Here is a 13826-nt window from a genome sequence, read left to right as displayed (position 1 = left end):
GTCGACCTCGTGCCCCGAAATCAGTGGAGGGAACCACCATGGAACTCGGTCTGCACTACTGGAACTTCTCGACCCCGGCCGAACCGGAACTGATCACCCCGACCCTCACCAGCACCGCGCGGACCGCCGAACAGGCGGGCTTCGAGGAGTTCACGGTGATGGACCACTACTTCCAGATGGAGGCGCAGGGCAGCGCGGATGAGCCCATGCTGGAGGGGTACACCACGCTGGGCTATCTGGCGGCGGTCACCGAGCGAATGCGCTTGGGGCTCTTGGTGACCGGTGTCATGTACCGCTATCCGGGCCTGCTCGCCAAGATCGTCACCACCCTGGATGTGCTCTCCGGTGGCCGCGCGCAGCTGGGTATCGGGGCGTCCTGGTACGAGAAGGAACAGCGCGCGCTGGGCGTACCGGTGGTACCGGTCGCCGAACGTTTCGAACGGCTGGAGGAAACCCTTCAGATCTGCTTGCAGATGTGGGGTCCGGACAATGGCCCGTACAAGGGCGAGCACTATCAGCTCGCCGAGACCCTCTGTGTCCCAGCGCCTTTGAGCAAGCCGCGACCGCCCATCCTGATCGGCGGCGGTGGTGAGCGCAAGACGCTGCTGATGGTGGCGCGCTACGCCGACGCCTGCAATCTGTTCGTGATGGATATGGACGATGTGGCGCGCAAACTGGATGTGCTGCGCGCACACTGTGATTCGGAGGCCCGCGATTACGACAGCATTCGCAAGACGGCCTGTTACGTCCGGCCCGTGCTCGCCGACCCGGACCAATTCGTGCGTGATGCCGAACAACTCGCGGGCCTGGGGTTCACCCTCTTGAACCTCATGCCCAATGGCGATCCGCTCGCCTACACCGAACGGATCGGCGCGGAGGTGCTGCCCCGGGTCGCCGGGCTGTAGCGCCGACCGTTCCCGTGACGCCGGACGGGGCGGCCGGTATCATCGCGCGCGCTACTGATCACCTGGAGGAACCGTGTCCGCGAACCCCACTGCCGCCGAACTGCTGGCGACCGTCGAAGCCTCCCCGCGGGCGGTGGCGGCGCATGATCGCGCCGCCTGGGTCGGCCTTTTCGCCGATTCCGCCGGCGTGGAGGATCCGGTGGGTTCGCGCCCGCATATCGGCCGCGCCGCCATCGAGCGGTTCTACGACACCTTCATCGCGCCCAATGGCATCGCCTTCGATGTCGCGCACGATGTGGTCTCCGGTTCGACCGTGTTCCGCGATCTGACCATCGCCACCACCATGTCCACCGGTGTCACCCTGCACGTGCCCATGCACCTGCGCTATGACGTCACCGAGATCGACGGTGAGCTGAAAGTCGCCGCGCTGCGCGCACATTGGGAACTGCCCGGCATGATCACCCAGCTCATGGGCTCGGGTGTACAGGGCCTGCTGGCGGGTGCGAAGCTGGGCCCGCAGCTACTGGGCAATCAAGGCGTCGGCGGCGCACTGGGTTTCATGAAGGGCATGCGCAGCGTCGGCTCCGCGGGCAAACAGGCCGCCGGTCGCCTGCTGGACGCGGCGGGCCGCGGCGAATCCGCCGGAGCGCACGCCGCCCTGGCCCCGGTGCCCCGGCTGTCCTGGGCCGAGGATGAGCGAATGTCCCTGGAGGACTTCATCGTTCGCGCCAAGGGTCTGCGCTGGAGCAAGCCCATCGCGGCGGGCCGCACCGTCACCGCGACCGTTGAAACCCGCGACGGCCGCGGCATCGCACAACTCGACTTCCATGAGCGCGGCACCCGCATCGAAGCCGTCCGCGTTTTCGTGCCCTCGCGCTAGTCCCGCCCGCTCACGATCGCCGAAAGTGGATCGGTGCGGCTGAAATTGCTGCCACCGGCCGCGCCGACCACCTTCCCGTGCACGGCGATCATCCACTGTCCGCACACGCACCGTAGGTACTGCACCGAGCGGTGCGAGGACACGGGCGTGGGGGAGGGCCAAGCGCAGGAAGGGCATTCGGCTATCACCACTTCATCCTGCGCGCGTACGCGGCGGCACGCTCGCAGGACACGCGGCAAGATCGCAAACTGATTGCGAGAATTGCCTGGTTCACATTGCCCGATTTCCCAATGGATACAGGCGAACTCGAGCGGGTACTCCCCGTTCGAGTGCCGTGCGCCCCGCACGATCGCGGTGGTGTCCTACCGGATGCTGTTGTGTCCCGGCGGCTTTGCCGGATACCCGCGCGCGGCCGTCAGTGCGCAGCGCCGCCACCACCGCGCCGCACCGCGGTAGGCGTTGTGCCCCACCAGCGCTGGCAGCACCGGGTGAAGGTGGATTGTTCGGACAGTCCGACCAGCGACGCGACCTGACTCATCGGCATATCGGTGGTGGTGAGGTAGCGATGCGCCTCGGTGCGCCGCACCTCGTCCAGCAGTGCCGCGAAACTGGTGCCCTCGGCGGCCAGACGGCGTTGCAGTGTGCGCGGATGAATGGTGAGCAGCCGTGCGACAGCGCCGATTTCGGGCGCTGCGGTGCCGAGCAGCTTCTGCAGGGTGATGCGCACCTGCGGGGTGAGCGCCCTCGAATCCCCGCCGGACAGCTGTGCCAGGAAGGCCATGGCGAGCCGATGCAGATTCTCGTCACCGCCGGACAGCGGGCGATTGGCCAGACTGCTCGGCACCCGCAGCACCGCGGCCGGTCGCTCGATTCGCACTGGCGCGCCGAAGAATTCCTCGTACACCGCGATCGGCGCGGCCGGTCGATAGGGCAGCTCCACCGAGCGCAGCCCGTAGCGTTCCTCGGCCAGCCGCTGAATCGTGCGGTGTACGAAGGCCAATCCCACATCGGTGCCCTGCACCGGCGTCGGCAGGCCGTGCGCGGTGACGCCGTAGCGCAGCGCGGTGACGCCGCGATCGCCGTACGGATCCGGTGTCATGGTCAGGCTGAGCGAGCGCGCGTGCACGAACAGATAGCGCGAGGTGCACTCCAGTACATCCGCGAGCGTCGGCGAATTGCGGATGGCCAGCGCGAGCGGTCCGAGCATGTCCAATTCCTGCCGCCGGGACATGCGCAGCCCCAGATCCGGACAGTTCAGGCGATGCGCGGCCAGTTCCAGGGCCGCGCCGACGGCCTGATCGGGGACGAGCAGATCGTCGGTGTCCAGGGCCTCGGGTGGCAGCCCGCAGAGCGCGGCGAGCTCTTCGGCATCGCCGCCCAGTTCGGAGACGGTGGCGCGAAAGCCGCGCAATCCGGCGGATCGAATGACCGACATGTCGTTCAGAATCAAATACTTGTCGCGCAGAGTCAAGAAGGGCGAGCCCGGCGGACGCAGACTGGAGTTCATGAGCGCCGCGACCTCCAGCACAGTCGAGCATCTAGACGTCGTGATCGTCGGGGCCGGACTCTCCGGCATCGGCGCGGCGTATCGATTGCAGGCCGAACATCCCGGCCGCAGCTACGCCCTGCTCGAATCGCGCGCCGCGCTCGGCGGCACCTGGGACCTGTTCCGCTATCCGGGCGTGCGCTCGGACAGCGATATGTTCACCCTGGGCTACCCGTTCAAACCGTGGACCGATGCCAAGTCCATCGCGGACGGCCCGGCCATCCTGCGCTACATCACCGAGACCGCCGTCGAGAACGGCATCGACAAGCACATTCGCTACGGCACCAAAGTGCTTGCCGCACAGTGGGACAGCGGCGATTCCCGCTGGACGCTGACCCTGGAGACGCGCACCGGCGACAGCGTCGAACAGCGCACGCTCACCTGTGGCTTCCTCTACTCCTGCGCGGGCTACTACAACTACGACCACGGTTACGAGCCGGAGTTCCCCGGTATCGGCGATTTCGCGGGCACCGTCGTGCATCCGCAATTCTGGCCCGAGGACCTGGATTACACCGATAAGAAGGTCGTGATCATCGGCAGCGGCGCGACCGCGGTGACCCTGGTGCCCGCCATGGCCGAACAAGCCGAGAAGGTCACCATGCTGCAGCGCAGCCCCACCTGGATCTCCGCGGTCCCGGGCCGGGACAAGATCGCCGACCGGGTGCGCGAACTGCTGCCGCCGGGGCTGGCGCACCGGGTGATCCGCACCAAGAACATTCTGTTCAATGTCGGCTTCTATCAGTACTGCCGCCGCCGCCCGGAATCCGCGCGCAAGATGCTGACCGGGCTCACCGCCCGCATCCTCAAGGATGACGCGCTGGTGGCCGAGCATTTCACCCCCGACTACAACCCGTGGGATCAGCGGCTGTGCGCGGTGCCGGACGCCGACTTCTTCAAGGCCATGCGCAAGGGTAAGGCCGAGGTCGTCACCGATCACATCGAATCCTTTGTGCCGGAAGGGATTCGGCTGAAGTCCGGGCGGGTGCTGGAGGCCGATGTGGTGATCACCGCGACCGGTCTGCAATTGCTCGCCTTCGGCGGCATCGGTCTCTCGGTCGACGGGGCTCCGGTGGATCTGGCCGATCAGTTCGTCTGGCAGGGCACCATGATCACCGGCGTGCCGAATTTCGCGGTCTGCATCGGCTACACCAATGCCTCCTGGACGCTGCGCGCCGACCTGTCCTCGCGCCTGGTGTGCAAGGTGCTGGGTTATATGGATCGCAGCGGCTACCGGGCCGTCGTCCCGCAGCCCGATCGCGCTCTGGGCGAGCGCCCGCTGCTGGATCTGGCCTCCGGCTATGTGCAGCGCTCGATTTCGGAGTTCCCGCGCCAGGGCGACCGGCATCCGTGGCAGGTGCGCCAGAACTACCTCATCGATTCGGCCACCACCATGCGCACCGATCTGCGCAAGACCCTGCGCCCGGTGGCGGCGAAGACCCCCGCCCGGGTCTGAGTTCGCGACCCCGCACTGATGCGGCCGCACCGCTCGGCGTGTGGTAGGTCACAGTGGGCTGTGAATTGCCAGTCGTTAGCATCGGATTCGTGAGAGCGAAGCGGACGGCGGCGGCGGTGGCGACCATGGCGGTGCTGGGATCGGCGGCGTGGCTGCTGCCCGCGGCCGCACAGGCCGCCCCGCCCGCCGCGGTGGACCTGTGGACCGTGCCCACCGCACCGGCGGATTCCGCGACGCTGATCGTGGCCTACAGCTTCGGCAATCGGCTTGCGCCCGGCACGGATTCGACGCGCACCATCGGCGAACCGGGTCCGGTGAACGAGGCGCTGGCCGCGACTGTGGTGGCCGCACGCGGTGATCGAGCCGTTCCGGTGTACGCGCAGACCGAGATCGCGCAGGTGCTGCGGGAGCGGTACGGCCTGACCGATGTGATTTCCATCGATCCGGATCGCGCCGCCGACGGCACGCTCGTCTACCTCTCCACCGACGGCGTGGCGGCCAAGGTCGCGGAATTGCGCGGCGGCGCGGCGGCTTCCGACGCCGCTGCCGTGGTGGCGTTCCAGGATCACCTGTGGCGGGCCACCCGGACCACGGCCAAGCGCGGGTTCCATGCCTTCGCGCCCGCCGGGGTGGCGATGCCCGCACAGTACGATCCGCAGTCCGGTCAGCCGTGGACGACGAGCCCGCTGCTGTATCTGCCCACCGATTTCGCCGGGCGGCTGGCGCTGCTGAAGTAGCCCGCGCGCGACATTCCGGCAAGGGGTGCGCGAAGCCGCACTTGGGGTTTACCGCTGGCTACATCGCATGTCAGGCTGCCGTTACGGCCGGCTGAATCCGCCGGGGAGGGGAGCGCAGATGATTTCCGGTGATGCCGCGATACTGATTCCGGGCGCTGCCCGGAGGTCGATTCCGGGTGCCGCCGCGGTGATTTCCGGCATTGCCGCGATACCGATTTCCGGCGTTGCCACGATGCTGCCCGCACCCGATTTCGAACCCGCGACAGCGCCCTGTATCCGCTCCCGGAGTCGTCCCGCGCGGCGGCGCGCCCGGGCGCGAACGCAATCGGCGGCGCAATCGAGCCCGCGCTCCTGTCGCAATCACGTCATGCGTAATGCGGCCGCGCGGCGCACCGGAACCGTTGCGCTACAACGGGTATTACAGGCTTCGCACGCTGCGAAATCACACCCCTGTGACGCGGGCGATACCGCCCCGCGTCAATTCGCCGGGGCGGCACTGCGGTTGGCTCTCGAGGTGCTCGACGGGCGGCGCTCACCGGTACAACTGCGCCCGCTCGCGGAGCCGAGTGTGATCGCGGTACTGCGCACTTTGGCCGAGCACGGGCAGGCCCCCGGGAGTGAACTCGGCGCCGCCACCCTCACCAGGATCGATGTGATCATGGCCGGTGCGGGGGCCGCGGAAGTGTGCGCGGGATACGACCGGGGAACGCGACATTTCGCACTTGCCGCCCGTATTGTCCGCGGTCGTTCCGGGTGGCGGTTGACCGTTTTCCGGGTGTGCTGAAGACCGGATGGTCTCCGCGGTAATAGCAGAATAGTCTGATCTCACCGAATTCCATTCGCGCCTGGTTTGAAACTACCCCGCCGCGGCATTAGCATTTCGGCGAATAGCGGCACCTCTACGTGGAAGGGCAGTCCATGGCGAAGAAAGTCACCGTAACTCTGGTTGACGACTACGACGGCGAATCGAAGGCCGACGAGACAGTCTTTTTCTCGATCGACGGCTTGGACTACGAGATCGATCTGTCGATCAAGAATGCCGGCAAGCTGCGGGAGTCTCTCGAACCCTGGACCGAGAAGGCCCGCAAGGTCGGTCGTTCCAAGCAGCGCAAGGTCACGGCGGCGGGCGGGCGTACTCGTCCGGCCGTTGACCGGGAGGAAAGCACCGCGATTCGGGAGTGGGCGCGCGCTCAGGGCCATCAGGTCTCCTCGCGCGGCCGTATCCCGGCCGAGATCGTCGATGCTTACCAGCGGGCGAAGTAATACCGGGCGATTAACCCTCGCCCGTAGGGAAATTCGGCGGCAGCCGGTGGCCTTCCGGTCACCGGCTGCTGTCATTCCGAGTGGAAATTTCCGACCCAGATGTTAAGCAAGGCGAAGTAGCGAATTTCCGGCTATCGGAAGTTCGGTCCGGATTCGCTCCAGTTGCCGCTTGGCGCGTTCGCGATGCGCGGTCGCCGCGGCAGTATCGCCGAGTGCCTGTGCGAGCGTGGCCAGTACCGCGTCCATCGGTCCGAACGAGGCCATACTGGTTTCGCTGCCGATGATCGCTCCCGAATGCGGCAAAAGGTATTCATAGAGCGCCGCGATATCGTCCGTTTCGCCCAGTGCGATGGCGGTATGCGCGCGCAATGCCGACATCAGCATCGGATACATCTCCTCGCGCACCCCGGCCGTCTCGTGGTAGACCGCACGCGCCCGGTCGGTATCACCGGCGTGCACGAGGGAGAGCGCGTACGCCTGTCCGAAGGTCCCCGGCAGCAGCGTGTAGGTCTCGCCCAATCGCCCCACCAGCACCGACAGATCACCGCGCGCCCATCCGATCGCGAGCGCGCAGAACAACTTCGCCTCGGCCGCGTTGGCGATCCCGGAACGCGTTATCCGCCTGCCGAATTGCTCGTACAGCCGCTCGGCGGGCTCCACCTCGCCGCGCAGCAGCTCCAGGCTCGCCGCGAAACAGCTGACCAGATCCAGCAGCGACTGCAATTGCCCCTCGTCGGCCAGCTCCACCGCCTGCGCCGCCAGCCGCCCCGCCTCCCGCAGATCCGACCGCGCCACCGCCGCACGGTATTCCATATAGTGCGCCACGGCCTGATACTCGGCCAGCCCCGCCCCCGCGGCCACCAACTCCAACTCCGCGATCAACGCGAAGAAGTCGACCCCGTAGTCGTACTCCAGATACGTCACCGCATTCACTGCCGCACAGAACAATTCGGTATCGCCGAGCGTCCGGGCCAGCGCCAGCGCCTCCCGCGCCAACCGCTGCCCCGCCTCATACTCCTCCAGCCCCGCCTCGAACGTCGCCGTGATCAACAACCGCACCAACTCCTCCAGCGAAAGCCCTTCCGCCACACCCCACTCCGCCGCCGACGCCCGCAACCGCTGCGCCGACAGATCCATATCGGAGATGAATTCGCCGGGGGCGTAACGGGGTTCGCCCAGCGCGGAGCCCGCGTGGGCGTCCCATCGGGGCGATTGCCCCTGTCCGGCACTCGGCCCCATTGACTGCGGTGTCGTTGCGGCCGTCTCGCCGTCGGTCGCGGGGGATCTGCCCGGCGCGAAGGCCGTTTCGCTGTCGCGTGCGAGTGATGATTGCCGTGCGGCGGGTGTTCCGGTGACCGATTCGGTGGTCCAGGATGCGGCGGGGTAGGTGATGCCGTAGGGGGCCAGGGCGCGGGACAGGGCCTGTCGCATGCGGTGGTCGGGGGTGCGCCATTCCCGGATCGCCCAGATGACCGGGGCGCGCCAGCAGGTCAGGGCCTGCGCGCGCAGGCGGGGGGAGCCAAGGGTTTCGGCGAGGGTGAGGGCGCGGGCGCGTTCGGCGCGGGCCTCACGGTGCATATTGTCGTAGGCCAGCGCGGTGACCAGGGCGCAGCGCGTATCCAGCAGAGCGACACGATCGGTGTGTTCAGCGTGTTCGGCGGTGTCACCGGCGAGTTCGTGAAGTTCCACCGCGGCCCGGAGCAGGCGCACGCATTCCGCGCGATTGCGCTGGGCGGTCCGTCGGCGCGCGGCGGTGCGCACGTATTCTATTGCAGCTCTGGCTGTTTCGGTGCTCGCTCCGAGGATGGCGTGCCGCGCCAGCACATCCGGGTCGCGTGCCAGGGCGGGCTGGGAATCGGCGTGGGAGCGCAGCAGTTCCAGTGCCGCCCAATGCATCCGGCCCCGGCGCAGCGGCGGGATGCCGAGGTAGACGGCATCGCGGATGAGGGCGTGCACGAATCGGATGCCGCCGGTGCTGTCGGTGCCGACTAGCCCGGCGGCCTCGGCGGCGGCGATCAGATCGATCAGGGCGTCCTGTCCCAGCCCGGACGCCAGGGTGAGCAGCCCGAGGTCCATACCGCTGCCCCAGATCGAAATGTGCTGCAGCACTTCGGCGACGCCGGTGGGCAGCCGCGCGATGCGATTGTCGACGATCTCCCGAATGGAGTCCGGCACCTGCTCGATATTCCCGTGCGCGGCGAGCAGCTTCGCCAGTTCCCGCACGAAAAGCGGATTGCCGCCGGTGCGGCCGTGCAATTGCGCCAGCGTCTCCGGCCCCAGCGGCGCGAGTCCGGCCGCCTCGGCGACCTGTCGTGTCCCCGCCTGATCCAGTCCGCTCAATTCCATCTGCACGGAGGTCGACCGGGCAAGGGCGGCGGCGGTATTGCGCACTTCCGGCCCCGCCTCGGAGCGCCGCGCGGTGACGATCACCAGCACCGGCTCATCCCGCAGCCAATGCACCACCTGCCGCAGCACCTGCAGGGTCGCCGCATCGGCCCGGTGCACATTCTCCAGCAGGAGCACCACCGGACCGAAATCCGCTGCCTGCCTACATGATTGAGCCAGCCGCCGCGACAGCGTGAACGCGTCCTCGGCCCCGCCGGTGCGGCTGTCGGGCGTCCCTCCGGCCCACCCGGTTCCATCGCCGCGGCTGTCGCCGATCACTCCTGCCCGGCGGAGATCGTCACCGGTCGGAAACGGTTGCGCCGCCGCACTGTCCAGTGTCGCGCTGATTTCGGTCCAGGCCCAGGCCATGGGCGCTCCGTCGATTTCCGGGCAGTTGCCGGTGGCCGCGATCCAGCCGGTGGCGGTCAGCGCGGATAGCGCGCTCTCGGCGAGGGTGGTCTTGCCTATTCCGGCTTCGCCGGAGATCCACGCCAATCGCAGCCGCCCGACCCGTGCGTTCTCGGAGAGGGTGAGCAGTTCGGAGAGTTCACCGGAGTAGCCGGTGGCGGAAGGGGTTTCGGGAAAATAGCCGACGGTGGCCGGATGCGGTTCGGCGGTCTCGGCGACGGTGAGCAGTCCGCCGGGAACGGTGAGTTCGGCGGCGTGGGTGAGGATCGCGGTCTCCAGGTGCCGCAGTCCCGGTCCCGGGTCGACGCCGAATTCGTCGCTGAGGAATTCGCGGGAGCGCCGAATTGTGGTGAGCGCCTCCAATTGCTGGCCCTGCTGATATTGCGCGGTGGCGAGCAGCCGGACGAGTTCTTCGCGTCCGGGGTGTTCGTCGAAGAGCGCGCGCAGTTCGATGACGACCTCGCCCGCCCGCGCCAGTTCGAGTTTCGCCTGCGCATTGAGTTCGACGGCGGTGAGGCGCAGATCGGTGAGCCGATCCGCCTCCGCGGCGGCCCATTCGAAGTCGGCGAAGGCTTCCAGCGCGGGCCCGTGCCATTGCGTGAGCACGGTCTCCAGCAGGGCGTTGCGCTCACCGGGCGCGGGCCGGGTCTCGGGATTGCTGATCAGTTCCTGATAGGTCCGAAGTTGCTGTTCGAATTGCCATGCGTCCACGGCATTCTCGGCGATTTTCAATGCATATCCGGACGATTCGGACACAATGTATCGGGAGGGCGCGCGGCGTGCCCGATCCGGTTCGAACAGCCGCCGCAGATTGTGAATATGTACCTGCAGGACCGAGGCGGCCTTGGGCGGCGGCATCCCCGCCCACAGGTCATCCACCAGCCGTTCGGCGGGCACGGCCTGGCCGCGCCCCACGATCAGCCGCCCGAGTACGGCCCGCTGCATCGGGGTGCCGAGCGCGATCCGCTCACCGCCGAGGGTCAGGCGCAGCGGGCCGAGCACCCGTATCTCCGGCCCTGTCATCCACCCTCCTGACACCCCGGAAGCAAACTGGACGTTCGCCGCAAGAAGAGCACTATCCCGCAAAAACTCGAAGATGCCAAAAGTTTGCGCAATAGTTGTCGGATAGTTATGGCCGTGCCGGAGCACGGCCTGAATCTCGTGCTACGGAACATTGTTCGCCGCGCATACGGTATTCACCCGCCGGGCAACCCCACCGGAAGTGAATCGGAAGTGGCGTGCCGGATACTTTCGGGTGGAAGCGAACCTGAGGAAGAGGGTGTCCGACATGTTGGAGCAATGCGATTTCCCCAGCGGATTCGGAGAAAGCGGTGTCGAGCCCGCCGCGGACGGCTTCTACGTCGACCGTGACGGCGATATCTGGGAGAAGCAGGACCACAGTTGGCGATTGATTCTGCAGCGCGGCGTAGCGGTGGATCCCATGTCCCTCTGGGATTGGACCGAGGGCCACGTACGCGATTACGCGCCCTTCGCCCCGGTGGGCGCCGGCGCGGAGTGACCGCCGGGAACTGAACACAAACGCGTTACGGTCCCTTGCCCTTTCGAGCCCGGTCGCTAGTGTGGATGCGAGTTCGCCATTCGTATGCTGGCGCGTCCTGGCTGCCGTGAAACGGGCGCGCCCGCCTGATGCCACGAGGTGACAATGACTCAGGGTTGGCCAAGCTCCAGGGGCTCCTTCGACTCCATCGACGATATCTTCGAGCGTTTCTTCGGGTCCGGTATGACGGCCCAGCCACCGGTACAGCGCATCGACCTGACGCGGTTGCTGAGCGAAAGCGCCAAGGCCGTCGTGGACGGCGCCCGCGCGGCCGCACACGAATGGGGCAGCGCCGAGATCACCCCCGAGCATCTGCTCTACGCGGCCGCCGACACCGAACCGGCGACCAGCATCATCGCCGAGATCGGCCGGGACCCGAAACAATTGCGCGAACAGATGCGCAGCGCCGCGGGCAGCGGCATCGGAGCGCACGGCGGCGGGCACGCCCTGGCATTGAGCCCGGCGGCCAAGGCGGCCCTGCGCAACGCGCAGCGCAGCGCGGCCGAGGCGGGCAGCAGCTATATCGGCCCGGAACACATCCTGCTCGGCATCGCCGCCAGCCCGGACACCCCGGCCGCGCAGGCGCTCGCGGGCGCGGGCAAACTCCCGACCGCCAACGCGCCCAAGGAACCCAGCGATACCCCGACCCTGGACGAGTACGGTCGCGATCTCACCGCCGAGGCCCGCGCGGGCAAGGTCGATCCGGTGGTGGGCCGCGCCCAAGAGATCGAGCAGACCGTGGAGATCCTGTCCCGGCGGCGCAAGAACAATCCGGTGCTCATCGGCGATCCCGGCGTTGGCAAGACCGCCATCGTGGAGGGCCTGGCCCAGCGCATCGTGAACGGTGATGTGCCCGAGACGCTCGCGGGCCGTCGCGTCATCGCGCTGGATGTGGGTTCGCTGGTGGCGGGCAGCAAGTATCGCGGTGAATTCGAGGAGCGGCTCACCAAGATCCTCGACGAAGTGCGCGCGCACTCCGAGGAATTGGTGATCTTCATCGATGAGCTGCACACCATCGTCGGCGCGGGCGGCGGCGGTGAGGGCGCGATGGACGCGGGCAATCTGCTCAAACCCGCACTGGCGCGCGGTGAACTGCACTGCATCGGCGCGACCACCATCGACGAATATCGCAAGTACATCGAGAAGGACGCCGCGCTGGAGCGGCGCTTCCAGCCGGTCATGGTGTCCGAGCCGTCGGTGACCGACACCATCGAAATCCTGCGCGGCCTGGTCGATGTGTACGAGGAGCACCACCAGGTGCACTACGACGACGAGGCGCTGATCGCCGCGGCCGAACTGTCCGATCGCTATCTCACCGACCGGTTCATGCCGGACAAGGCCATCGATCTGGTCGATCAGGCGGGTGCGCGCGTCCGATTGCGCACGCGCACACTGGATCCCGAGGCGCGCGAGCATCAGGAGCGCCTGGCGAGCCTGCGCCGGGAGAAGGATGCCGCCGTCGCCGGTGAGGATTACGCGAAGGCGAACAAGCTCAAGGACGAAATCGCCAAGGCGGAAAAGGATTCCGGCTCGGACGACGCCACCTCCGCCGAGGTGCAGCAGGTGACTGTCACCGATATCGCCGAGGTGATCTCACGCCAGACCGGCATCCCGGTCGCCGATCTCACCGTCGAGGAACGGCAGAAACTGCTGAAACTCGAAGAGGTGCTGCATAAACGAGTGGTCGGGCAGGACGAGGCCATTATCGCGGTGGCCGAGGCGGTGCGCCGGGCGCGGGCCGGACTCAAGGATCCCAATCGGCCGATCGGCTCCTTCCTGTTCCTGGGTCCCACCGGCGTCGGCAAGACCGAACTCGCGAAAGCGCTGGCGCAGGCCGTATTCGGTGACGAGGACCGGCTCATTCGCTTCGATATGAGCGAATTCCAGGAGAAGCACACGGTATCCAGGCTGGTCGGCGCGCCGCCCGGATACGTCGGCTACGACGATGCCGCCCAGCTCACCGATAAGGTGCGCCGCCAGCCGTATTCGGTGATCCTGTTCGACGAGGTGGAGAAGGCGCACCCGGATGTGTTCAATGTGCTGCTGCAACTCCTCGATGACGGCCGGGTCACCGATTCCAAGGGCCGCACGGTGGATTTCAAGAACACCATCGTGATCCTCACCAGCAATATCGGCTCGGACATCATCCTGGCCGCGAAAGACGGTGACCTGGAATCGATTACGCCGCAGCTGGAGGAACGGTTGCGTCAGCACTTCCGGCCCGAGTTCCTCAATCGCCTCGATGAGCAGATCGTCTTCCGCCGCCTGGACCGCGATCAGCTGCGCAATATCGTGGATCTGGTGCTGGACGGCACCCGCCGCCGCCTGCGCGGTCAGGACATCGAACTCGACGTCACCGATAAGGCCATGGACTGGCTCGCCGACACCGGCTATCAGCCCGAATTCGGCGCCCGCCCACTGCGCCGCACCGTGCAGAAGCAGATGGACAACGCCCTGGCCAAACAGATCCTGGACGGCGCGCTGGGCGCGGGCGATACGGTCCGCATCGACGCCGACGCCAACGGCCTGGTCATCGAAGCCGTGCACCGCGACGGCGCCAAGACCAGCGAGGGCACCATCGCCTCGATCGACAAGCGCAGCAACTCCAAGAACGGTCACGCCAAGTCCGGCAGCGGTAAGTCCAAACGCTAGCTGCCCCACAGGCAGCGCCGCGCCGGGTCCACTACCGGC

At 67.2% G+C, this 13826-nt stretch carries 10 protein-coding genes; 8 read left to right on the top strand and 2 right to left on the bottom strand.

Annotation, left to right across the window (positions count from 1 at the left end):
• The first annotated feature begins 38 nt into the window (after nucleotides 1-38).
• A complete protein-coding gene (locus tag ACFC0O_RS11240) occupies nucleotides 39-905 on the top strand; it encodes an LLM class F420-dependent oxidoreductase (RefSeq protein ID WP_375955743.1) in 867 nt (288 codons plus the stop codon).
• Between the two features lie 73 nt (nucleotides 906-978).
• The gene (locus ACFC0O_RS11235; protein WP_375955742.1) at nucleotides 979-1785 is read left to right on the top strand and encodes a nuclear transport factor 2 family protein; all 807 of its coding nucleotides are present in this window, start codon (nucleotides 979-981) and stop codon (nucleotides 1783-1785) included.
• A 415-nt stretch (nucleotides 1786-2200) separates the two neighbouring features.
• On the opposite strand, the gene ACFC0O_RS11230 is transcribed toward ACFC0O_RS11235, so the two are convergent.
• A complete protein-coding gene (locus tag ACFC0O_RS11230; protein WP_364628716.1) occupies nucleotides 2201-3220 on the bottom strand; it encodes an AraC family transcriptional regulator in 1020 nt (339 codons plus the stop codon).
• A gap of 70 nt (nucleotides 3221-3290) precedes the next feature.
• Here ACFC0O_RS11230 and ACFC0O_RS11225 point away from each other — a divergent pair, with 70 nt between their 5' ends.
• From ACFC0O_RS11225 to ACFC0O_RS11210, 4 genes are all read left to right on the top strand, one after another.
• Nucleotides 3291-4784: a flavin-containing monooxygenase gene (locus ACFC0O_RS11225; RefSeq protein WP_375955740.1), complete on the top strand. Its 1494-nt coding sequence runs from the start codon at nucleotides 3291-3293 to the stop codon at nucleotides 4782-4784.
• An 89-nt stretch (nucleotides 4785-4873) separates the two neighbouring features.
• The gene (locus ACFC0O_RS11220; protein WP_375955738.1) at nucleotides 4874-5521 is read left to right on the top strand and encodes a hypothetical protein; all 648 of its coding nucleotides are present in this window, start codon (nucleotides 4874-4876) and stop codon (nucleotides 5519-5521) included.
• A 118-nt stretch (nucleotides 5522-5639) separates the two neighbouring features.
• Nucleotides 5640-6305: an Rv3235 family protein gene (locus tag ACFC0O_RS11215; RefSeq protein WP_375955737.1), complete on the top strand. Its 666-nt coding sequence runs from the start codon at nucleotides 5640-5642 to the stop codon at nucleotides 6303-6305.
• A 134-nt stretch (nucleotides 6306-6439) separates the two neighbouring features.
• Nucleotides 6440-6784 (top strand): Lsr2 family protein, encoded by a 345-nt coding sequence (locus tag ACFC0O_RS11210; protein ID WP_364628725.1) that lies wholly within the window; start codon nucleotides 6440-6442, stop codon nucleotides 6782-6784.
• 102 nt (nucleotides 6785-6886) lie between these two features.
• Here the strand turns inward: ACFC0O_RS11210 and ACFC0O_RS11205 are convergent, their stop codons facing one another.
• Nucleotides 6887-10600, bottom strand: coding sequence for a BTAD domain-containing putative transcriptional regulator (locus ACFC0O_RS11205; RefSeq protein WP_375955735.1), 3714 nt, complete (start codon nucleotides 10598-10600; stop codon nucleotides 6887-6889).
• 265 nt (nucleotides 10601-10865) lie between these two features.
• Between ACFC0O_RS11205 and ACFC0O_RS11200 the strand changes: the two genes are divergently transcribed.
• Together ACFC0O_RS11200 and ACFC0O_RS11195 are read left to right on the top strand one after the other, a co-directional pair.
• Nucleotides 10866-11096, top strand: a complete 231-nt coding sequence (locus ACFC0O_RS11200) for a hypothetical protein (RefSeq protein WP_364628731.1) — start codon at nucleotides 10866-10868, stop codon at nucleotides 11094-11096.
• A 144-nt stretch (nucleotides 11097-11240) separates the two neighbouring features.
• Nucleotides 11241-13787 carry an ATP-dependent Clp protease ATP-binding subunit gene (locus ACFC0O_RS11195; protein ID WP_375955733.1) on the top strand — a complete coding sequence of 849 codons (2547 nt, stop codon included), beginning with the start codon at nucleotides 11241-11243 and terminating at the stop codon, nucleotides 13785-13787.
• Nucleotides 13788-13826 lie beyond the last annotated feature (39 nt).

It is taken from the genome of Nocardia sp. NPDC056100, assembly GCF_042266325.1.
GTDB lineage: Bacteria > Actinomycetota > Actinomycetes > Mycobacteriales > Mycobacteriaceae > Nocardia.
This window is presented reverse-complemented; position numbering and strand designations above follow the sequence as displayed.

Bases quoted from the DNA above. Each gene is read 5' to 3' on its own strand.
- ACFC0O_RS11230 (WP_364628716.1), bottom strand. From the start codon at position 3,220: ATGTCGGTCATTCGATCCGCCGGATTGCGCGGCTTTCGCGCCACCGTC.
- ACFC0O_RS11210 (WP_364628725.1), top strand. From the start codon at position 6,440: ATGGCGAAGAAAGTCACCGTAACTCTGGTTGACGACTACGACGGCGAA.
- ACFC0O_RS11200 (WP_364628731.1), top strand. From the start codon at position 10,866: ATGTTGGAGCAATGCGATTTCCCCAGCGGATTCGGAGAAAGCGGTGTC.
- ACFC0O_RS11205 (WP_375955735.1), bottom strand. From the start codon at position 10,600: ATGACAGGGCCGGAGATACGGGTGCTCGGCCCGCTGCGCCTGACCCTC.
- ACFC0O_RS11215 (WP_375955737.1), top strand. From the start codon at position 5,640: ATGATTTCCGGTGATGCCGCGATACTGATTCCGGGCGCTGCCCGGAGG.
- ACFC0O_RS11240 (WP_375955743.1), top strand. From the start codon at position 39: ATGGAACTCGGTCTGCACTACTGGAACTTCTCGACCCCGGCCGAACCG.
- ACFC0O_RS11195 (WP_375955733.1), top strand. From the start codon at position 11,241: ATGACTCAGGGTTGGCCAAGCTCCAGGGGCTCCTTCGACTCCATCGAC.
- ACFC0O_RS11225 (WP_375955740.1), top strand. From the start codon at position 3,291: ATGAGCGCCGCGACCTCCAGCACAGTCGAGCATCTAGACGTCGTGATC.